The sequence below is a fragment of the Bacillota bacterium genome, assembly GCA_013178305.1.
Lineage (GTDB): Bacteria > Bacillota > Sulfobacillia > JABLXB01 > JABLXB01 > JABLXB01.
Window position 1 is genome coordinate 336,002 of sequence record JABLXB010000003.1, and the last position, 20,425, is coordinate 356,426.

The window sequence follows — 20,425 nt, forward strand, 5'->3', positions numbered from 1 at the left end:
ACGGTGATGACTGTGTGGCGGGCCCGCATCGGCATTCTGATACCGTGCGTAAACGTGGTCATGGAGCAAGATTTCCACAGGCTGTTGCCTGATGGGGTGACCGCGCACGCGGCAAGAGTCGGCCGATCGCAGCTCAAATCCACGCTAAGCGCCGAGCACGAGACGGTGCAGCGCGCCGTAGAAGCAGTACGCTTGCTGGCTCACGCTTGTGTTGACATCGTTGTCTTTGGGTGCACTGCTGCAAGCGTCACGCGCGGTCCAGGCGGGGACCTGGAGATCGGCGCCGAGATAGCTTCAGCCGGCGGTATGCCGTGCGTGACCACGGCCACTGCTGTCGTCGAATCGTTAAGAGCAGTCGGTGCAAGAAGCATATCGGTTGCGACCCCGTACATCGACGAGATCAACTCCATCGAGGAGGCTTTCCTCAGGGATTCCGGGTTTGAAGTGCCGGCTGTCAAGGGTTTGGGGATTGTCGAGAGCGTTCAAATACCCCGTGTGAGTCCAGAAAGCATCTACAGGTTTGCGCGGTCGGTGTTTCGCCCGGGGAGCGATGCGTTGTTCATCAGTTGCACAAACTTCCGTGCTGCTGAGATCGCTCCCGTCCTGGAGCAGGATCTCGGTGTTCCGGTAATTACCTCCAATACAGCCTCACTCTGGGCTGCCCTACGCCGGCTCGGCATTAACGACGCTGTGCCTGGGGGCGGGGTGCTCTTCAACGGCGGAGAAAGGGTGATGCGGAAATGAGCGCCAGCACGCTTTTCTTGAGCCAGCGAGACGTTATTCTGGCTGGTGGGCTCGACATGAAGGAGACGTTGAAGGCCGTCGAAAGCGGGTTCAAGGCCCACGGGACTGGCAGGTACGTACAGCCTCCCAAGACCAATTTACGAAAAGGGCCTCCGGGAAGCCCTCAGGCTTCTCAGGGCCTCATTATGGCGATGCCGGGATATCTGAGCGGGGAACCTGAGATTCTTGGACTCAAGTGGGTTCTGGCCATGACGGAGAACCCGGTGAAGTATGGATTGCCCAGGTCTTCCTCTTTGATCATCTTGAACGACCCAGACACGGGGCTGCCAATCGTCATCATGGAGGGCACGATCATAAACGCCACACGCACCGGCGCAGCTACCGGCGTCGGGGCGAAGTACCTGGCCAGGCCGCGCGCAACTGTCATGGGGCTTGTGGGCGCCGGGCCTCAAGGTCGCGCTCAAGTTCTTGGAGTCGCGGCTGCAGTCTCGTCGCTTGCGGAGGTAAGGATATTCGACCTGAATGCGGCCAGGGCGGGCGCACTTGCAGGCGAACTCATGGAGTCGACGGGTCTGGGCGTCAAAGTCGCCTCGAGCGCCAGGGAAGCAGCGAGGGATGCCGACATAGTGGCCACGGCTACCATTGCAGGAGAACCATACCTGGAGGCCGAGTGGCTTGCGCCTGGCGCATTCTATGCTGATGTTGCGGCCAACGATGCAACGCCAGGCGTGTATCTGAGGGCCGGCAAGGTGATCACGGATGACTGGGAGCAAATGAAACGCCACGGCGCCGGAACGCTTCTGGAGATGTACCGCAGGGGCGAGGTTGGGGATGACCGGATATACTGTGACTTCGGAAAGATCGTAGCTGGCGAGAAGCCGGGCCGGGAGCGGGATGAAGAGACCATAGTGTTCAAGCATATCGGAATGGCCGTGACAGAACTTCCTGAGGCTTACCGGATATATCGCAACGCCGTGTCCAGAGAGATTGGAACCGTGCTCGCCCTGTGGGATAAACCGATATGGGTTTGAGTCGCCGAGGGCTGGCAACCTCACGGGATATTTGAGGATAAGGAGATATTGGGTGTATGCTGGGATGGCGTGCAAGAATAGGTGTACTGCTACCGGCCAATAATACGGTTCTCGAGCCTGAGATGTACGGAGCGGCGCCGAGAGGCATGACGTTTCACTTCACAAGAATGGTCTCGAGCAGGACCGGCCACAGCAGTGTGGAGGGCCTACACAATATGGTCACCAACGTTGATCGTGGGGCGGAGGAACTCTCAATAGCCGGCGTCGACGTTGTAGTATATGCCTGTCTGTCTACGAGCCTGGCAGTCGCTGGGTGGGAGGATACATTCCAGCACAAAGTGGCCAGGTGGACAGCCGCCAGCGCATTTACCGCGTACCAGGCGACGGTGGAATCCCTGCGTCTTCGCGGGGCTCGCCGGATAGCCATTCTATGTCCGTACGGACACGAAATAGATGCGATGGTGACTCCAAGATTCAGGGAAGCCGGATTCGATGTGGTCGCTATCAGAAGTCTAAACGTGACAGGGCTGCGGGCTGTCTGCAATGTGCCGCTCGAAACCACTTACCGGGCATCCAGGGAGCTTGCGAAAGAGGTTGGAGCGGCCCCTGCCATTGATGCCCTGTGCATATTGGCGACTGATTTGAGGACCATGGATGTGGTCGGGGTCATCGAGCGTGACCTCGGCATTCCAGTTGTGAGCACCAATATGGCCATACTTGAGAGTAGCCTCGGCCGGGTTAGGAGCTGCCAGCTCCAGACCCTGTAGCACCGGGTGACCGACAACTCTTGCAGCGAGCCTACGCGTTGTCGTAGATTGACTTGGCCTGTGTGGGCGTGACGTAGGTTCCGCCATTGGCATCGATATGATCAACAAACCGGAGCAACCTTTCAAGCATGGAAGGGTTACTGGCTGTTATGGTGTGAACCAGGAAGTGAATTATCTGAGGCGTTCCGGAATTTCGAGCGCGGCCCGTAATCGTGTCCCATATCCTGTTGAGATTGTCCAGGTCCTGCAAATCCCCATCCACGTAAAGCACATTTCTTTGCTCCCCGCCGAAGCCGTCCGCGCCAAGCGGGATTTCCAGTACCTTGCTGCGTTCGTCACCGCACTCTCCATGGGTCTTGTCGACCCTGCACAGGTAGTAGGCCGAATAGGGGGCTCCCGCCCAGGTTGCCTGCTTGGAGGGTTCGTTCACTCCGGGCGCTGCCGACATATCGATGAAAAGACCAAGGCTTTCGAGCAACTCCGTCATGAACGGCGCATATGCGTACAGGCCGCCGCGGTATCCGACCGGCCTGACACCCTGATCGGAGAGGGTCCGGTAGGCGCATTCCACGACCTGCTCCATGTGGTCCTTGTCTCCGTAGAGAGTTCCCTTGCCTGCAATTTCCTCGTGCGTATGAACGAGCACTTCTGCGCCGGCAGTCAAGGCGTTTCTCCAGAGACCCAGGAACGGCTCCTTCAGGAATGCATCCCTGCAATATGTGCCCGTATGCGCCGCAAACGTGAAGCGCCCGCCGACGAGTTTTTTCATCAGTTCGGTCATTTTTTCTATCTCCTCGTGGCAGAGCGCGAGAGGGGGCGTCCCTACACTGTAGTTCTTCCTGGGATTGAGCGGGCCAAACTCCGCCCATGTCACGTCTATCAAAGGGACACAGTATGCGAGGTGTTCCATATCCCGGTCACTCCTTGGCAGAACGCGTCGCTGCCGCCCAGTTATCTGCCTGACTGGCGCACGAGCCTTCCCGCGTTCGCCAGCCTCAAACCAACGTCGCTCAGACCCAGGCTGACCAGGCACTCCTCAGTCTGCCATCCGGAATGAATGTCCCAGCCGTGAGCCATGTAGTAATCGTCGAGCATCTTGTTCCAGCCCTGAAGATCCAGCACTGCACCTTTGAATGGCCCGGAGCTCACTGGTGTCGTCATCAGGCGCCTGGGTGGATAATCATCGACTCTCGTGAAGCCCGCGTGCAGTGTATTGAACGCTTTTTCGACATTGTAAATCACTTCCCCCTTTCGCAGCAGCTGCGCGGCAGATACGTATTTCCCGGCTGAGGCGCTGTACATTTCAGCATAATCATCGGGCCCCAGCATCGAGATTCCTGACCACCAGCTCCCGAAATAGCACAGGCCAAGGGAATCGACTACGGCCTTGAAATCTTCGAACCATTTTACGAGCGTTCCTTTCCCCTCATACGAACACGGATCCCCAGCCGTTGGCACTCCGAATAGCGAAGAAGCGGTGGCCGGGTCAAGGCGCTTCTGCTCGGTGTTCGGGGCTCCGTTCAGATGGCCGCCGCCGCGTGTCGAGGTTATGATGCCAAGCGCCCATGCTTTGTGAGACCGAACCCCTTGTTCGTTTATGCCAGCGCCTTTCACGTGCATGGCGCACTCCAGTGCTTCTCCGCCGATACGCTCTGCGGCTCGTGCGACTCCCCCTGCAAGCAAGTCTCCGAAGCCTTTGCGATAAGCGATGTCCCCAAGCACGCGTAGAACCGCGTCTCCATCACCCCACCTTAGACGGACTCCTATCTGGTTGGAGCGCAGTATTCCTCGTTCGATGCAATCCATAGCCCACGCTATCGCGGCTGTAGAACCATCAACATCAAGACCGGCATCCGTGAGTATCGCCTGAGCCCCTATTACGACTTCCGGATCGGCTATGTCCAGGTTGGACGTGAAGGCGCGGTGAGTATTCGACTGGATCCCTTCTACCTCGATGCCCGCGCGCTTGCCATTCGTAATTGCGTACTTCCGGCTGCATCCGATCGGGCATTCGTAACAGGCCATGCGGTGCACCAGGTAGTTGTCCCTGAAGGCCTTCTCCTTGACACGGGCGGTAAGCTCCGCTTGCCAGACTTCGTCGAGCAGGTTTCGAGCCGTCTGTGGTAAGTCTTCATTCAGGCCCCCTGCTGCAGACCGCCCCATGGTTCCGTACTCACTGAGGATGGCTGCGTCCCTCGATGCCAGGATTTTCTCTCTAGCCCGGCGACAGGCGTTTGCGAATTCGTCGGTGTACCTGCCGGACGGGCATCCACAGCGCGACGACGCTCCGGAAACTGCAATGGCCTTCAGATTCTTCGAGCCGAATACTGCTCCAATACCACCCCAGCCTGCTGCTCTCGCCTCATGAACGATCACGCAAGAGATGAGGACCAGATTCTCACCAGCAGGCCCTATTGATGCCACCTGCGCGTCTTCGTCGTTTGTCTCCTGCCTGATTGCAGCCGCACAGCACCGTGTAGTCATGCCCCAAAGGTGGTCTGCCGGTCGAATCTCAGCGCGGCCGTCGAATATCCACAGATACACAGGCTTCGCCGAAGCTCCCGACACGAGCACGTAGTCGATACCTGCTGCGGAAAGGGCCGCTCCAAAGTGACCTCCAACATTGGAGGTGCATATGCCGTTTGTAATCGCGTTCTTCGTTACGAGAGCGGTCCGGGAAGAAGACGGCGCTTGAGTCCCGGTAAGGCCACCGTTACAGACTGCAATCACGTTTTGCGGGTCAAGAGGGGAAACACCCGGTGAGACCTCGTTGAACACAATCCAGTCTCCGACGCCGCGTCCACCTATCCACCTGTCCGCTAAATCCTGTGCGTCCTGATATCTCAGCTGTCCGCTCGTAAGATCGACTCGCAGAAGTCGCGCTCGCAAGTGCCCCATTCCTCCAGGCCTCAGATAGCTCTTTCAAGGTCTTTTCGATGAGCGGAAGGCAATTCCTTTTCGTGGGCAAGTATGGGCCCTCAGCCTCCCCGGCTTCACTGATGGGGGAGGTTGACTGTCACAGTGCGGCTGGCGCCATCCCAGTCTACGGAAGCGCCCAATTCACCCACATAGCGCAGGGGCACCATAGTACGGTTCTGCTGAATAACGGGAACCGTATCCATCGACTTCCGCTTACCATTTACCTCAGCAGTCCTGCTGCCAATGGTCAATTTGACCGTCAACTCAGCCTTGACGATCGTGATCAGCCGGTGGGCACCATCCCAGTACACCAGCGCACCGAGCCCCTCGGCGATTGCGCGCAGCGGAACCATGGTACGGTTGCTGCCATCGATATAGGGTTCCGAGTCGAAGAAAATGGGGACATTGTTGACGATGACACCGATCTGTCCTGGCTTTCCAGCGTATCCGTAGATCAGGTATTGCTGACGCTGCTGCCTGAATGCCGCCAGCTCGGCTGCGTAGCGACTCTCTCTCGGCTCAATCTGCTCTCACATCCATCATGCCAACACCACTACCTAGTTTCTGCTGAAAAAGTTGGTTATTGGACCTTGAAAACAGCATAAATAGCTGGATTCCGGCTGCCTCGGCAGGCTGGTTCCTACGGAGGTGAGGCCTGATGTTACGCCTTCACCAGGAGCATAGGAACCAGATTACTTTCCTGGACGAGCTCTTACTACCCGACCTCCGCTGCCTGCCCTAAGAACTGGCCCAGATGGCTTGATGATGAACGATTCTTCCGCCCATTCCTCGGTCACTACCACCAACGGCTGGGACGGCCATCGATTCCCGCCGAGAATACCTCCGGATGATAGCCCTGAAGCACTCATCGACCGGCAGGTCTGTACGCTAGTCGAGGACCGGATCAGTTGGGGCGACGGTTCTGTCGTATCCCATGGAACCAGCCGGTCCCTCACCCGAGCAGCCTGACCAAGATCCGTCAGCGTCTGGATGTGAACGGTGGGAACCACATGGCGCTCCTGAACGAGCACCTGGTTCGCAAGGCGAGCGAAGAAGGACTGCTGAAAGCACGTAAGATACGGGTGGATACGACTGCCGTCGAAGCCAACATCCATCATCCGACCGATGCCAGCCTGATCTACGATGGGGTGCGGACAATTACCCGCCTGGTCAAACAGGTAAAGGCCCTGGGCGCTGCTAACGGCCTGTATTGTATGAAAAAACCGGACCCGCAGCCTCAAGAAGCGACTGCTTAGCATCACAAAGGTCCTGCGCCGGCGAACCGGTGAGGCGGTAAAAGAGGTACGGCGGATCACCGGAGACATGACGGACATCGGGAACAAGGTACTGCAGGTGGTCAGCAGGGTCCTCGAAGAGTTGCAGGCCAGTGGCGACACTGCCGTGAAACGGGTAGCCGAAGGCCTGGTGACCCTGCAAGACTGCACAACACGTATAATCGAAAAGTTGGGCGTGAAGAAGGCTAGTCTGCCCCGCAAGGGCAAACTCAGCGGTAAACGCCGAGCGTATGAACGCCAGTCCTGGTTTGAGCGTCTCCAACGTTGGCGCGCCGGCCAGGAGGCCACGATCAGCGTGCTTAAACGACGCTACGGGTTGGACCGACTCTGTACCGTGGGTTGGACGGCCCCCGGCGCTGGGTAGGCGGGGTGATTTGGGCCTACAATCTCCACCAGATCGCGCAGATTGCCTGATCCCCCGGTGGTAGCCGAACCGTGACCAATTGTCAAGGAGCAACATGCCGGGAAACTAAACCGGCAATGCGGGTTTTTCAGCAAAAACTATCTAACACAGTTGCTGAGTGTGGCAAGCCTGCTGTACCGTATTGCGCTTCAAGGCCTTTGCGCGCCCTGGCTATCAACTCGCGCTGGTTTCGGCTTTGCGGGCTGCGGCCGACCCAACACCCAGTCCTACTGACGTCTCCCTCCACCAGCAGTTGCCTAGCACGCCTTGAGTTACTTCGCCCGAGCGAGCCACCACGTACTTGTCGATCAAATTCGGTTGACTCCAACATACCTCGACAACTAGAATAAAGCTGCCAGGAAATGGGAATGCTGGTGTCGAGTCCCTCCCCGATTTCTACACGCTTTGACGTAGTGTCCCTCGGTTGGCGTCGGTTCCCGAAATCCGGCGGCAGTGCGCTGCCTGCCCGGCTCCAGGTTCAAAGAGTCGTATGGGGGGTGTGTTGTCTGAAGCCTGCTATTGGGAGCCTCTGTTCCGCTATGAAGAGATGCAGGGAGAAAGTCGTTGGTACCCTCACCCTGCAAGTGTCGGCGGTCGCTCACAGTGAACGTGGGGCCACATCAGCTGAGTATGCGCTGGTGCTCGCACTCGTGGTTGTCACGCTGATTACTGCCCTGAGTGCTCTCGGGGCGGCGTTGAACGATAAGCTCCACTCAATCATAGAGCAGATTTCCAATGCGCGCTGAACGGGTTGTCGCGGATCAGCGCGGCGCGGCCGCGGTTGAGTTTGTACTCGTAGCAGGCATGTTGTTTACGGTGCTGTTCGGGGTGCTGGAGTTCGGCCTGTTGATGAACTCCAAGGTGCTGATCACCTCGGCTGCGCGTGAGTGCGCCAGGCGCGCCGCCGTCGATGGCGGGTCGTCACAGGCGGCGGTGTCCCGCGCACTCGATTGCCTCCGGACGAGTAACCTGGACCCCGGGTCCGTCGAGGTCGTTATCCGGCCGGCGCAGGCCGCGTACGGCTCTCAGATAACGGTCCGGGTCTCGTGCCCGTACGTGCCGCTCACGCCTTTGCTGCGACGGGTGGCCGGTGGGCGCGTGACGCTGGATGCTGAGGTAGTGACGAGGAGCGAGAGAGTGAGATGAGGGGCGAAAGAGGCTCCGTGAGCGCGACCCTTGCGCTTACCTTCCCGGTGTTGCTCGTGGCGGTTTCGCTGGTTACCGATGCGGGCGTCGCAGTCTGGGCGCGGGCCGTCGCCCAGGCCTCGGCCGACCTGGCAGCCCTGGCAGCCGTGCAGGAAATCGACCTCGATCGGCTCGCCCGCGGCGAACGGTCGCTCGTGGAAGGCGCCGCGGTGGCCCGCGCAAGGGCCGTCGCGATCGACAACTTGAACAGGGCCGTGGCGGGATTGGGGCCGATTTTCGAAGTCTCGGTCGATGTTTGCGTGTACAACCCGGAGAGCGGCGGAACGGTAGTCCACCAGCGAGACGGCAGGCGTTTGCGGGACCCTACCGTATGCGTCACCACCGGACTTCAGGCCACAGTGCCGTCGCTTGCGGCCGGGTGGAGGCGCATCGCCGTGTCGGCACACGCGGATGCGTCCGTCGTGGAGAAGAAGTAGGCCCACTCATTCCTAATTGCCCGCCCTGGCGAAGCGTCACAGGCTAAGTAGCCGCGACCCGGGCTCCAGCAGCAGGAACAACTCGGCAGACGCGAAATAAATCGATCGTGAGACGTCTCGCGATATCTGGTCCGAGAGACTGTGACAGCAAAGTGGCAAGGAGGCTGGCTCGTGAACCAGATTAGGAGGTCCATCCTCGAGACGATAGGGAACACGCCCCTGGTCGAACTCCGGCGGGTTCGGCCCTGTAACGGCTGCAGGGTGCTCGTCAAAGTCGAGGCTCTCAATCCGGGCGGCAGCATCAAGTGCCGCCCTGCTTATGCAATGATCAGGGCCGCGGAGGAACAGGGACTCCTCAAGCCCGACTCGATCATCGTTGAGGCCACGAGCGGGAACCAGGGCATCGCCCTCAGCATGGTGGGGGCCGCGCTGGGGTACAGGGTCCGGATAGTCATGCCGGCCAACATGAGTAAAGAGCGGCAGATGATTGTGCGGGCGTACGGAGCAGAACTGGTGCTCACCGACCCGGGCAGCGACATAGGCCAGGCACTCGATACCTGTCTTAAGACCGTGAGGAAGATGGCCGAGGAGGATCCGCAGGTGTTCGTGGTGGGCCAGTTTTCCAACCCCGCCAATCCCGCCTCGCACAGGCAGGAGACGGCGGTCGAGATCATCGAGCAGGTGGGGGATCAGGGCCCCGTGCACGCGTTCGTGTCCGGAATAGGCACGGGGGGCACGATAACCGGTGTCGGCGAGGCCTTGAAGAAGGTGTGGCCGGACTGCGAGGTCGTGGCGGCCGAGCCGGAGAACGCGGCGATACTCTCGGGCGGAAAGATAGGCCACCACGTGCAGCAGGGGATCGGAGACGGCCTGATACCCGAGGTCCTCAACACGAAGATCATCGACGAGATCGTCGTGGTTTCTGACAAGGACGCGGTCGCCACGTCTCTAAGACTGGCGCGCGAGGAGGGGTTGTTCGTCGGCGTGTCCTCCGGCACCAATGTCTGGGCCGCGCTGCGGGTCGCGGAGAATCTGGGTCCGGGTAAGACTGTGGTGACCCTCTGTCCCGACACGGCCGAGAGGTACCTCAGCATGAAGCTGCTGGACTACTGCTGATGAACCCGTTTGACGTCATAGGTCCCGTCATGGTGGGACCGTCGAGCTCGCACACGGCAGGCGCGGTCAGGCTTGGCCGGATGGCCAGGGCCATCGCCGGTGGTAAGCCTGTCGCTGCTCGCATTGGCCTTCACGGTTCATTCGCCAGGACGTACAAAGGCCACGGGACCGACGTCGCGGTCGTCGCCGGCCTCCTCGGCATGGACATGGACGACGAGGCGATACCCTGCGCGCTGTCGATAGCCGCCGAGCGGGGGCTCCGGGTCACGTTCGAGACCGTCGATCTCGACGGGGTCCACCCCAACACGGCGGTCATTCGCGTCACGAATGACGCTGGAGCGACCACGGAGATCACAGGATCGTCGCTGGGTGGCGGCAGGATAGTCGTCACGAGCCTCGATGGGTTCTCGGTGTCCCTGACCGGCACCTACCCGACCTGGATTGTGCATCATCTGGATAGGCCCGGTGTTGTGGCCTCGGTGGCCGGCGCGCTCGCCGCGAAGAACGTGAACATCGGCGGTATGACGGTGTCGAGGAAGCGGAAGGGGTCGCTCGCGACGAGCATCATTGAGGTGGACCAGGCCGGCCCGGGGGATCTCATGGAGAGCCTGATGGTACTGCCGAATGTCACCGGAGTGAGATACATAGAACCCAACGCTTTGTAGGAGGGCGTGCATAGGTATTGGACTGGGAATCGGTATCCAGCCTTGTGGACAGGGCGCAGGCCGGTGGTGTCAGGATTTCGGACGTCGTGCTGGAGCAGTATGGTGACGACGGTGGGCGAGCGCGCGCCCTCGACGAGATGAAACGGCGGCTCCACGTAATGCAGGGGGCCGTACGCAGGGGGCTTGAGGAAAGACTCGCGTCAAGGAGCGGGCTCACCGGCGGCGCCGCGCGGAGAGTCGAGACGGCGCGGGCCAGGGGTGGGTCCGTACTCGGCGACTCGTTCTCGAGGGTGATTGCGAGGTCACTGGCGGTCGCGGAGGTAAACGCCTGCATGGGCAGGATAGTCGCCGCCCCGACGGCGGGTTCGTGCGGGGTGATCCCCGGGGTGCTTATCACGCTGGCCGAGAGGCTCGACAGGAGCGAACAGGACCTGGTCATGGCCCTGTTCACAGCTGCGGCTGTGGGAGGAGTCATAGCGACGCGGGCCACGGTGTCAGGCGCCGAGGGCGGCTGCCAGGCTGAGTGTGGTGCCGCTGCCGCGATGGCCGCGGCCGCGGGTGTCGAGCTGTGCGGGGGGACGCCGGCGCAAAGCGCTCACGCCGCGGCGATATCCATCAAGGGAACGCTGGGGCTGGTGTGTGACCCCATCGCGGGGCTCGTCGAAGTACCGTGCGTGAAGCGGAACGCGCTGGCGGCCGCCAATTCAGTCGCGGCAATTGAGATGGCTCTGGCGGGGGTGGAGTCGGTGGTCCCTGTTGATGAGGTGATCGACACGATGAAGCGCGTCGGCAGGGCGATACCCGAATCGCTCCGCGAGACCTCGCTCGGGGGACTGGCTACTACCCCGACTGCGCTGGAGATCGCCAGGAGGCTGGGATAACCGCCTGGGGATGACTCGCCGGGGATAACTGCCCCAAAATGACCTCCCGGGATGACCTCACAAAAAGATGGACTCTCGCTCTGGGCGGGAAGGATCGCGGCAAATCCGTGTAGAAGAACCGGAAGGTATCTAAGTCCGGCTGTAACGAGGACCAGGTCGCGGCAGCCGGGCGCAGTGTAAACTGAATGAGTGCATGGGATGAAGGCGGCAGGAGAGTCCCCGTCCGGATGCGCTGCCGGCGGGGCGCCGAAGGGGCAAGGCCGAGGCTGAAACTCTCAGGCAAACACACTGTCGCCGGACGCACCCTGGATCGGTAGAACACCGGCCGAAGGTAACAGGGGAGACGCGACATCGCGGCTTTCCTGTTTTCGCTTTTGTACGGGGGGACTGGGGACAGCGGAGGCCGGAAAGTTGGCGCGGTGACGCGGAGATCATTGCCTCAGACGGCCCACCGGTGGGGCCATCACTCCCAGGAGGTGAGGTGTTTGGAGGATCTCAAGAAAACCCCTCTGTACCAGATTCATCAGAAGTACGGGGGCCGGATCATCGATTTCGGTGGGTGGGCGCTTCCGGTCCAGTTTACCGGGATCAAGGAAGAGCACCAGGCCGTGAGAACCGCCGCGGGACTGTTCGACGTGTCCCACATGGGTGAGTTCTTCATCCATGGCCCCGACGCGCTGGCACTTGTTCAGCGTGTGACGTGTAATGACATCGCCAGGGGGACGCCGGGCCGCGTGATATATTCCCCGATGTGCAACGAGCGCGGCGGCGTGGTGGACGACCTGATGGTGTACTGCCTCGGCGACGGCGGCTACATGATGGTTCCCAACGCCGCGAACATCGACAAGGACTGGGCGTGGGTCAAGGACAATGTTAAGGGGTTGAAGGTGGATCTCAGGAACGCGTCGTCCGAGACGGGCGAGGTGGCGCTGCAGGGCCCGGATTCCGAGGCCATACTCCAGCGCCTGACCAGGACCAACCTGAAGGAGATCAAGTACTACAGGTTCCAGGAGCATGTGGAGGTCGCGGGCGTCCGGTCCATCGTGTCGAGGACCGGCTACACCGGCGAGGACGGGTTCGAGGTTTACTGCAAGCCGGATGATACCCCGCTGGTCTGGGAGGCAATCATGGAGGCGGGGCATGACTACGGCATCGTGCCGTGCGGCCTCGGTTGCAGGGATACGCTGCGGTTCGAGGCGGGAATGCCGCTGTACGGCCACGAGCTCGACGACGACAGGACCCCGCTCGAGGCGGGCCTGGACCGGTTCGTGTCGTTCGCCAAAGGGGATTACGTCGGCAGGGAGGCGCTGCTGAAGCAGAAGAACGAGGGCCTGAAGATCAAGCTCGCCGGCTTTGAGATGGTCGACAGGGGCGTCCCGCGCGCGGGATACCCCGTGCTGCTCGACGGGCACGAAATCGGGTGGGTCACCACGGGAACATACAGCCCCACGTTCGACAAGAACCTTGGAATGGCGTACGTTCCGGCGGAACTGGCCAGACCCGGCGTTGAGCTCGTGGTCGGCGTGAGGGGCAAAGAACTCAGGATCGTGACCGTCCCGTTACCATTCTACAAGAGGGGAGCGACGAAGTAGATGCATCCCAGCGACAGGAAGTACTCTAAGACCCACGAGTGGGTCAAGATCGAGGGCAAAGAGGGACGCGTGGGGATCAGCCACCACGCCCAGGACCATCTCGGGGACATCGTTTTCGTGGAGCTTCCCGAGATAGGCAAACAGGTCAAGAAGGGCGAGCAGCTCTGCGTCGTCGAGTCCGTGAAGGCGGTCGCCGACTGCTACGCGCCCGTTTCGGGCAAGGTCGTCAAGGTGAACGACAAGCTCGTGGACAAACCCGAGCTCCTGAATCAGGACCCGCACGGTGAGGCCTGGATAGCGGTTGTCGAGGTAGCCGACCCCGGCGAGACGACCGACCTCCTCGACGGCGCCGCGTACGACAAGTTCTGCGAGGAGGAGAGCGGTCACTAAATGGACTACATACCGCACACGGATAGGGACCGCCGGCGGATGATGGACGCCATCGGTGTGAAGTCCATCGATGAGTTGTTCGCCGACATCCCCGAGCAGGTCAAGTTCAAACGGAGGCTCGAGATTCCGGAGGGCATGTCAGAGCTCGAGGTGTACAACCTCCTCTACGGCCTGAGCAAGAAGAACGCCAACCTCAATGACGTGGTGTGCTTCCTCGGGGCGGGGGCGTACGATCACTACGTTCCGGCGACGGTGGACCACGTGACCTCGAGGTCGGAACTATACACCGCCTACACCCCTTACCAGCCGGAGATAAGCCAGGCTGTGCTGCAGATCATCTACGAGTACCAGACTGCGATCTGCGAGCTCACCGGAATGGACGTTGCCAACGCCTCGCACTACGACGGCGCGACCGCGACAGCCGAGGCGGGGATCATATCGTGCATGCATACCGGCCGGAAGAAGATCGCGGTGTCGGCCGGCGTACACCCCGAATACAGGGCGACCTTGAAGGCGTACGCCCACGGTTACGGCGCCGACGTCGTCGAGGTCCCGTGCGCCGGCGGTGTGACGGATGCGAAGAATCTCGCGGCGGCGGCCGCCGGGGCGGCGTGCGTGATCGTGCAGAACCCCAACTTTCTCGGTTGTATCGAGGACGTCGTCGCGGCGGAGAAGGCCGCTCACGCCGAAGGGGCGCTGTACGCGGTCGTCGTGGACCCGATCTCGCTGGGCGTGTTGAAGCCGCCGGGGGAATACGGCGCCGACATGGCTGTGGGAGAAGGCCAGGCGCTGGGGAACCCGATCAGCTTCGGCGGCCCGTACCTCGGCATATTCGCCGTGAAGGAGGCGCTGGTCCGCAGGATCCCCGGCAGGGTCATCGGCATGACCACCGACAACCGCGGCCAGCGAGGGTTCGTCATGACCCTTCAAACGAGGGAGCAGCACATAAGGCGCGAGAAGGCGACCTCGAACATCTGCTCGAACGAGGCGTTGTGCGCGGTGGCCGCCCTGGTGTACATGTCGACGATGGGTAAGCAGGGCATCAAGGAAGTCGGCGAGCTCTGCCTGGACAAGGCGCATTACGCCGCGGCGCGGCTCGAGGCGACGGGCAAATACCCTCTCGCGTTCAAGGCGCCGTTCTTCAAGGAATTCGCCGTGCGTTGCCCCGTCGACCCCGAAAAGATAGTGAGTGAACTGTGCAAGGACGGCATCCTCGCGGGCTATCCGCTCGGGCGCGCGTACCCCGAGCTCAAGGATTGCCTGCTCATGGCCGTGACAGAGAAGAGGACCAGGGAACAGATCGACAGGCTCGTCGCGCGAATGGAGGGATTGAAGTGAAGAAGCTGGAGCCCCTCATCTACGAAATCAGCTCACCGGGGCGCAAAGGCTACTCCCTTCCGGAGCGCGATGTCCCGGATGCACTCGGCGCGATCCCGGCCGGCATGCTGAGGAAGAAGCCGCCGGAGCTGCCCGAGGTTGCCGAGGTCGACGTGGTACGGCACTTCACGAAGCTCTCGCAGCTGAACCACGGCGTGGACATCGGGTTCTATCCCCTCGGCTCGTGCACCATGAAATACAACCCAAAGATAAACGAGCAGGCCTCGAGGATGGCCGGGTTAGCGGCGATCCACCCTTACCAGCCCGAAGAGACTGTCCAGGGCGCGCTGCAGCTCATCTACCAGTGCGGGAAGTACCTCGCCGAGATCGCCGGCATGGCGGAGGTCACCCTCCAGCCGGCCGCCGGCGCGCACGGTGAGCTCCTGGGCCTCCTGCTGATCAAGGCGTACCACGAGCACCGCGGCGAGAAGAGGACCAGGGTAATCGTTCCCGACTCGTCGCACGGCACAAACCCTGCCTCGGCTGCGGTCGGCGGTTTCGAGATCGTGACGATCAAGTCGGACTCCCGCGGCGGCGTGGACCTCGAGGAGCTGAAGAAGGCCGTGGATGACAGGTGCGCGGCGCTCATGCTCACCAACCCGAACACGCTCGGGCTGTTCGACGAGAACATCCACGTCATCGCCGGCATCGTGCACGAGGCGGGCGGGCTCCTGTACTACGACGGCGCGAACGCCAACGCCATCATGGGGTACACGCGGCCGGGCGACATGGGGTTCGACGTCGTGCACTTCAACCTGCACAAGACGTTTTCGACGCCGCACGGCGGCGGCGGTCCTGGCTCGGGTGCGGTCGGCGTGAAAGAGGCGCTGGTACCGTTCCTGCCCGCCCCGGTGGTGGAGTTCGACGGGTCGAAGTACAGGTTGAATTACGACAGGCCACTCAGCATCGGCAAGGTCAAGTCGTTCTACGGGAACTTCGGCGTAGTCGTGAAGGCGTATACGTACATCCGGGCGCTCGGTCCGGACGGCCTGAAAAAGGTCAGCGAGGACGCTGTGCTGAACGCCAACTACGTGATGAGGAAGCTCGTTCCGGCCTACGACCTGCCGTACGACAGGCACTGCAAGCACGAATTCGTCGTCGCGCCGTTCAGGATCAAGAAGGCGACAGGGGTCAAGACCACCGACATCGCGAAGAGGCTGCTCGACTACGGCGTGCACCCGCCGACGACGTACTTCCCGCTGATCGTGGAAGAGGCGTTGATGATCGAGCCTACCGAGACCGAAAGCGTCGAGACGCTCGACTATTTCGTCAACGCCCTGCTGGAGATAGCGAGGGAGGCGGAAGCGGACCCAGCGAAGGTGAAGGGCGCGCCGTACACGACGCCGGTAGGCAGGCTTGACGAGGCGGGAGCCGCGAGGAACCTCAACCTGAGATGGAAGAAAAATGACGGCTGACACCCGCGCCGGGCGCGCGGTGGGTGACCCATCAGGCAATGCTGGCCACGCCCCCGGCGCCGCCGGCGATGGCGGCGCCGGCGACGGGGCCGGGCGCAAGATCGAGTTCTACCACCCGGACCGTACGCTACCCGTCAGCGTTACCGGGCAGGCTTGCGGGCTGAACTGCGCTCACTGCGGCGGGCACTACCTCGAGGGGATGGTGCCCGCCTCCGAGGCGCTCGACCGCGTAGTGGACGGCGTGCCCGGGGGGGCCGGCGCCGGGCCGCGATACTCCAGTTGCCTGATAAGCGGTGGTTGCGACAGCGCAGGCAAGGTGCCGGTTCTTCGAGAGGTTGAACTGCTGAGGAGCCTCAAGCGATTGGGGCTGCGGCTCAACTTCCACACGGGTCTCGTCAGCCGGGACGAGGCGGCGGAGATCGGCCGGCTGGCCGACCACGTTTCGTTCGACCTCGTGGGCGACGATGAAACGGTCAGGGAGGTATTCGGTGTATCCGCGACCGCGGCCGACTATTTCGCGGCGTACGAGGCGCTTTCCGCTCACGCCCGGGTGACGCCGCACGTGTGTATAGGCTTGAGGGGCGGGAGGATTTCCGGGGAATTGCGCGTGCTTGACTACCTGGCCGGACGGTGGCGCGGGAGCGGCGGCAGCGAGCCCGGGCAGGTAGTGTTCATTGTATTCACGCCTACGCGCGGGTCGCTGTACGAAAACAGGACGCCGCCTGCCCCGGAAGACGTGGCGTCGGTGGTCCGCAGGGCGAGGCGTGTCATGCCGGGGGTCAACCTGAAACTGGGGTGTATGAGACCCGGGGGCAGGTACCGGCCAGTCGTCGACGTGCTGTGCATGGATGCGGGGGTTGACGGTGTCGTTAACCCGGCGCGAGAGGCTGAGGAGCACGCGCGTCGCCTGGGCCTCGACGTGGTCGCCAGGAGGGAGTGTTGCGTGCTTTGATACGGGTTTCATCGGGGACTGCGACCGTGCTGGGGCTTATCCAGACCAGGGTGGACGCGAGGCCGACCACCGCATACCTCATGGCGGGGGAGAGATGCGCGTTCACCTGCGGGTTCTGCCCGCAGGCCAGGGACGCCTCGTCGCCCGTCGAGCTCCTGTCAAGAGTCACGTGGCCAGAGTTCGAGGATTCACAGGTAGTCGAGACTATCGCCCGCGCCTACTACGGCGGAAGCCTCCAGCGCGTCTGCATACAGGTTGTACACAGCCCGGGCGCAGTCGAGCGCGCTGAACGCGTTGTCCGCGCCCTGGCGGAGGAGAGCCGCAGGTGTGGCGCCGCCGTACCCGTTCCAGTGTCGATTTCCGCCCACATCGCGCGTGCGCAGGAGGCCATCCGCCTCATGGACGCAGGGGCGGAGCGGGTCGGAATCCCACTCGACGCAGCGACCCCGGAGGTGTACGAGAGGGTGAAGGGCGGTTCCTGGAACACGGCGTTCAGGGCGATCATTGAATCGGCCGCGGCGCGGCCGGGACGTGTAAGTACCCACTTCATAGCCGGACTGGGCGAAACCGAAGAGGAACTCGTCAGGGCGATCCAGGTGATGCGCGACGCGCATGTCACGGTGGGGCTTTTCGCGTTCACGCCTGTCCGGGGAACCGCGCTGGCCGGGACGACGGCCCCCGACCTCCGCTCGTACAGGCGGGTGCAGGCGGCGCATTACCTGATAAGCAACGGGTTCTCCCGTTCCGGCCTGATGAGGTTCGAATCCGGCAGGCTGGTGGACTACGGAGTCCGGCCGCAGAGGTTGCTTTACCTCCTCGAGCCGGGGGAGCCGTTCAGGACGTCAGGTTGCCCGTTCTGCAACAGGCCGTATTACAATGAGCGGCCCGGCGGCGTCATGTACAACTACCCGAGGAGGCTTTCGCCCGGGGAAGCGGCGGAGGCAGTCGCCCAGGCGACCGCGGATATCCTCGACCGGGATCCCGGGGTGGGGGCGGCTGCTGTTTGATCTGGAGACTCATGATCGATGGAGGAAACACAGGCGCGCGGAACATGGCCGTGGATGAGGCCATCGCCGTCGCGCATTCGAGAGGACACGTCCCGCCCACGTTGAGGCTTTACGAGTGGAACCCGCCCGCCGTCTCGATCGGGTACTTCCAGGACCTGAGCAAGGAGATCGATCTGGAGGCGTGCCGCGGGCTTGGCGTGGACTGGGTCAGAAGGCCCACCGGCGGGAGGGCCGTCTTACACGAAGACGAGGTCACGTACAGCGTGGTCATATCCGAAAGACTCCTGCCGGGTTCGGTGCTGGAGACGTACCTCGAGCTGAGCCGGGGGCTCGTCGCCGCGCTGAGGCTGCTCGGGGCGGACCCCCAGCTGGCTCAAGGCGCCCTGCCCGGGGGCGGGAGGGGGGCGTCGCCCGCGTGCTTCGACTCACCCGCGTGGTACGAAATGACTTGCGGGGGGAAGAAGGTCGTGGGCAGCGCGCAGACCCGGCGTAACGGGGTGATCCTGCAACACGGTTCGATCCCGGTTTACATGGACGCCCGCAGGGTAGTGTCCGTCCTCAGGCTGGACTCGGACGATTTGAGGCGGAGGCTCGAGAAGAACCTCGCGCAGAAGGCGGTCGGCCTGCAGCAGGTGCTCGGGAGGGCGGTGGCACGTGACGAGGTAATGGACGCCGTTCAGAAGGGCTTTGCCGCGGGGCTCGGGCTGGAGTTTGAGCGCGGAGGTCTTACCGCGTTCGAGGTCGAACTTGCAGTAAATCTCGAGCGGGAGAAGTACTCGAGATCGGCCTGGAACGAGCAAAGGCAGGGGAGAGGACAGCATGTTTGACGCAGTTGTCGTTGGAGGGGGGCCGGGCGGTTACGTCGCGGCCATCAAGGGCGCGCAGATGGGCGGCAGGATTGCCCTCGTGGAGAAGGACAGGGTCGGTGGGACGTGCCTGAACAGGGGCTGCATCCCCACGAAGGCGCTTGTCCGGACCGCGGAGGTGCTGGACCTTGCGCGCAGGGGCGCGGAGTTCGGCGTGCAGGTTCAGGGCACGTCGCTCGACATGATGAAGGTCACCGCCAGGAAGGACATGGTGGTGTCTCAACTCGTGGGGGGCGTGCAGCTCCTGCTGAAGTCGTGGGGCGTTGAGGTAATACAGGGGGCGGGGCGCGTTGCCGGACCCGGGCGAGTCGACGTGGTCAAGGCTGACGGCTCAACCATTTCGCTGGATACCAGGACAGTGATCATCGCCACCGGTTCGAGGGCGGTGAACCTCCCGGTTCCGGGAGCCGACCTTCAGGGCGTGCTCGTGAGCGAGGCTGCTCTCGACCTGGACCACGTTCCGCCACGGCTGGCCGTCATAGGCGCCGGCGTCATCGGGATCGAGATGGCTTGCATATTCCGCTCGTTCGGCTCGGAGGTAACCGTCCTGGAGAAGCTCCCCGGGATCCTCCCGCCGGTCGACGAGGAGATTTCGAGAAGGCTCACGGCGCTATTGAAGCGAAAGGGCATTGTGGTCCAGGCGGGGGTATCGGTAGAAGGCATAGGCGCCAACGCGGACGGCTCGAAGCGCGTGTATGGCAAGGACCAGGCCGGGAACCCGCTGCAAACCGATTGCGACGTCGCGATCGTCTCGGTGGGCCGCAGGCCCGATTTCGGTGGGATAGACCTCGACGCGCTGGGCGTGGCTTACGACCGGAAAGGGATAAAGGTAGACGAGCACCTGATGACGAACGTCCCGGGCATCTACGCGGTCGGCGACGTCCTCGGCAGGACGTGGCTCGCCCACGTCGCCTCACACGAGGGCATCACGGCCATGCGGAATATCATGGGGGAAAGCACGTCGATGGAATACGACGTCATCCCCGCTTGCGTGTTCTCATCCCCCGAGATCGGCTGGGTGGGGATCAACGAGCAAGAAGCCCGCGCCCGTGGGCTGCAGGTGAAGGCTTCGCGGTTCCCGTTCTCGGCCAACGGACGCGCGCTCATACTGGGCGAGGCCGACGGGATGGTCAAGGTACTGGCCGATCAGCAGGGCAGGCTTGTCGGGGTGCACATCCTGGGGCCGCATGCAGACGACCTGGTACACGAAGCCGCAGCGGCGCTCAAGATGGGTGCCACCGCCTGCGAGATGGCGGAGATGATCCACTCGCACCCGACGCTGGCCGAAGCCGTGGGTGAGGCGTTCCTGGGTGTGGACGGAAGCCCGATACACTTCGCGAAACAACGACGTTGAGACGGGCTCAAAACCGGAAAACGGAGGGA

General features: G+C 62.3%; 20 protein-coding genes, 1 pseudogene and 1 riboswitch. Of the genes and pseudogenes, 18 read left to right on the forward strand and 3 right to left on the reverse strand.

The genetic code is table 11. From position 1 onward, the window contains the following. Positions 1–3: 3 nt before the first annotated feature. From HPY55_09265 to HPY55_09275, 3 genes are read left to right on the forward strand one after another with little or no spacing between them, the layout of a single operon-like run. Positions 4–744, forward strand: coding sequence for a maleate cis-trans isomerase (locus HPY55_09265; GenBank protein NPV70817.1), 741 nt, complete (start codon positions 4–6; stop codon positions 742–744). A 56-nt stretch (positions 745–800) separates the two neighbouring features. Next, positions 801–1,775: a hypothetical protein gene (locus HPY55_09270; protein ID NPV70818.1), complete on the forward strand. Its 975-nt coding sequence runs from the start codon at positions 801–803 to the stop codon at positions 1,773–1,775. A 56-nt stretch (positions 1,776–1,831) separates the two neighbouring features. After that, positions 1,832–2,542 (forward strand): hypothetical protein, encoded by a 711-nt coding sequence (locus HPY55_09275; protein ID NPV70819.1) that lies wholly within the window; start codon positions 1,832–1,834, stop codon positions 2,540–2,542. Between the two features lie 31 nt (positions 2,543–2,573). Here the strand turns inward: HPY55_09275 and HPY55_09280 are convergent, their stop codons facing one another. The 3 genes from HPY55_09280 to HPY55_09290 form a co-directional block, all read right to left on the reverse strand. Continuing rightward, positions 2,574–3,452: a hypothetical protein gene (locus tag HPY55_09280; GenBank protein ID NPV70820.1), complete on the reverse strand. Its 879-nt coding sequence runs from the start codon at positions 3,450–3,452 to the stop codon at positions 2,574–2,576. 41 nt (positions 3,453–3,493) lie between these two features. After that, the gene (locus HPY55_09285) at positions 3,494–5,431 is read right to left on the reverse strand and encodes a hypothetical protein (GenBank protein ID NPV70821.1); all 1,938 of its coding nucleotides are present in this window, start codon (positions 5,429–5,431) and stop codon (positions 3,494–3,496) included. A gap of 104 nt (positions 5,432–5,535) precedes the next feature. Further along, complete coding sequence (locus HPY55_09290; GenBank protein NPV70822.1) at positions 5,536–5,814, reverse strand: copper amine oxidase N-terminal domain-containing protein; 279 nt, start codon at positions 5,812–5,814, stop codon at positions 5,536–5,538. A 305-nt stretch (positions 5,815–6,119) separates the two neighbouring features. Here HPY55_09290 and HPY55_09295 point away from each other — a divergent pair. The 15 genes and pseudogenes from HPY55_09295 (at position 6,120) to lpdA (ending at position 20,396) form a co-directional block, all read left to right on the forward strand. Continuing rightward, a pseudogene (locus HPY55_09295) lies at positions 6,120–7,170 on the forward strand (hypothetical protein). 528 nt (positions 7,171–7,698) lie between these two features. Next, positions 7,699–7,905, forward strand: coding sequence for a Flp family type IVb pilin (locus HPY55_09300; GenBank protein ID NPV70823.1), 207 nt, complete (start codon positions 7,699–7,701; stop codon positions 7,903–7,905). Continuing rightward, positions 7,895–8,305 (forward strand): pilus assembly protein, encoded by a 411-nt coding sequence (locus HPY55_09305; GenBank protein NPV70824.1) that lies wholly within the window; start codon positions 7,895–7,897, stop codon positions 8,303–8,305. The genes HPY55_09300 and HPY55_09305 overlap by 11 nt, the downstream gene beginning before the upstream one ends. Continuing rightward, entirely contained in the window at positions 8,302–8,781 is a 480-nt protein-coding gene (locus HPY55_09310) for a hypothetical protein (protein ID NPV70825.1), read from the forward strand. The genes HPY55_09305 and HPY55_09310 overlap by 4 nt, the downstream gene beginning before the upstream one ends. Before the next feature lie 180 nt (positions 8,782–8,961). Next, entirely contained in the window at positions 8,962–9,897 is a 936-nt protein-coding gene (gene cysK, locus HPY55_09315; GenBank protein ID NPV70826.1) for a cysteine synthase A, read from the forward strand. After that, positions 9,897–10,562, forward strand: a complete 666-nt coding sequence (gene sdaAB / locus HPY55_09320; GenBank protein NPV70827.1) for an L-serine ammonia-lyase, iron-sulfur-dependent, subunit beta — start codon at positions 9,897–9,899, stop codon at positions 10,560–10,562. The genes cysK and sdaAB overlap by 1 nt, the downstream gene beginning before the upstream one ends. Positions 10,563–10,606: 44 nt before the next feature. Next, entirely contained in the window at positions 10,607–11,443 is an 837-nt protein-coding gene (gene sdaAA, locus HPY55_09325; protein NPV70828.1) for an L-serine ammonia-lyase, iron-sulfur-dependent, subunit alpha, read from the forward strand. 198 nt (positions 11,444–11,641) lie between these two features. Further along, positions 11,642–11,744: riboswitch (glycine riboswitch) on the forward strand. Between the two features lie 184 nt (positions 11,745–11,928). Beyond that, on the forward strand, positions 11,929–13,035 hold the full coding sequence (gene gcvT, locus HPY55_09330; GenBank protein ID NPV70829.1) for a glycine cleavage system aminomethyltransferase GcvT: 1,107 nt from the start codon (positions 11,929–11,931) through the stop codon (positions 13,033–13,035). Further along, a complete protein-coding gene (gene gcvH, locus HPY55_09335) occupies positions 13,036–13,425 on the forward strand; it encodes a glycine cleavage system protein GcvH (GenBank protein ID NPV70830.1) in 390 nt (129 codons plus the stop codon). Next, complete coding sequence (gene gcvPA, locus HPY55_09340) at positions 13,426–14,763, forward strand: aminomethyl-transferring glycine dehydrogenase subunit GcvPA (protein ID NPV70831.1); 1,338 nt, start codon at positions 13,426–13,428, stop codon at positions 14,761–14,763. Further along, entirely contained in the window at positions 14,760–16,217 is a 1,458-nt protein-coding gene (gene gcvPB / locus HPY55_09345; protein NPV70832.1) for an aminomethyl-transferring glycine dehydrogenase subunit GcvPB, read from the forward strand. Before gcvPA ends, gcvPB begins: the two co-directional genes overlap by 4 nt. Further along, positions 16,207–17,169 (forward strand): radical SAM protein, encoded by a 963-nt coding sequence (locus HPY55_09350; GenBank protein NPV70833.1) that lies wholly within the window; start codon positions 16,207–16,209, stop codon positions 17,167–17,169. Before gcvPB ends, HPY55_09350 begins: the two co-directional genes overlap by 11 nt. Then, positions 17,157–18,176, forward strand: coding sequence for a radical SAM protein (locus HPY55_09355; protein NPV70834.1), 1,020 nt, complete (start codon positions 17,157–17,159; stop codon positions 18,174–18,176). The genes HPY55_09350 and HPY55_09355 overlap by 13 nt, the downstream gene beginning before the upstream one ends. An 11-nt stretch (positions 18,177–18,187) precedes the next feature. Continuing rightward, on the forward strand, positions 18,188–19,003 hold the full coding sequence (locus HPY55_09360; GenBank protein NPV70835.1) for a lipoate--protein ligase family protein: 816 nt from the start codon (positions 18,188–18,190) through the stop codon (positions 19,001–19,003). Beyond that, a complete protein-coding gene (lpdA, locus tag HPY55_09365; protein ID NPV70836.1) occupies positions 18,996–20,396 on the forward strand; it encodes a dihydrolipoyl dehydrogenase in 1,401 nt (466 codons plus the stop codon). The genes HPY55_09360 and lpdA overlap by 8 nt, the downstream gene beginning before the upstream one ends. The last annotated feature ends 29 nt before the right edge of the window (positions 20,397–20,425 follow it).

Bases quoted from the DNA above. Each gene is read 5' to 3' on its own strand.
- HPY55_09270 (NPV70818.1), top strand. From the start codon at position 801: ATGAAGGAGACGTTGAAGGCCGTCGAAAGCGGGTTCAAGGCCCACGGG.
- HPY55_09275 (NPV70819.1), top strand. From the start codon at position 1,832: ATGCTGGGATGGCGTGCAAGAATAGGTGTACTGCTACCGGCCAATAAT.
- HPY55_09280 (NPV70820.1), bottom strand. From the start codon at position 3,452: ATGGAACACCTCGCATACTGTGTCCCTTTGATAGACGTGACATGGGCG.
- HPY55_09290 (NPV70822.1), bottom strand. From the start codon at position 5,814: ATGGTTCCGCTGCGCGCAATCGCCGAGGGGCTCGGTGCGCTGGTGTAC.
- HPY55_09300 (NPV70823.1), top strand. From the start codon at position 7,699: ATGAAGAGATGCAGGGAGAAAGTCGTTGGTACCCTCACCCTGCAAGTG.
- HPY55_09305 (NPV70824.1), top strand. From the start codon at position 7,895: ATGCGCGCTGAACGGGTTGTCGCGGATCAGCGCGGCGCGGCCGCGGTT.
- HPY55_09310 (NPV70825.1), top strand. From the start codon at position 8,302: ATGAGGGGCGAAAGAGGCTCCGTGAGCGCGACCCTTGCGCTTACCTTC.
- sdaAB (NPV70827.1), top strand. From the start codon at position 9,897: ATGAACCCGTTTGACGTCATAGGTCCCGTCATGGTGGGACCGTCGAGC.
- gcvH (NPV70830.1), top strand. From the start codon at position 13,036: ATGCATCCCAGCGACAGGAAGTACTCTAAGACCCACGAGTGGGTCAAG.
- gcvPA (NPV70831.1), top strand. From the start codon at position 13,426: ATGGACTACATACCGCACACGGATAGGGACCGCCGGCGGATGATGGAC.
- HPY55_09350 (NPV70833.1), top strand. From the start codon at position 16,207: ATGACGGCTGACACCCGCGCCGGGCGCGCGGTGGGTGACCCATCAGGC.
- HPY55_09360 (NPV70835.1), top strand. From the start codon at position 18,188: ATGATCGATGGAGGAAACACAGGCGCGCGGAACATGGCCGTGGATGAG.
- lpdA (NPV70836.1), top strand. From the start codon at position 18,996: ATGTTTGACGCAGTTGTCGTTGGAGGGGGGCCGGGCGGTTACGTCGCG.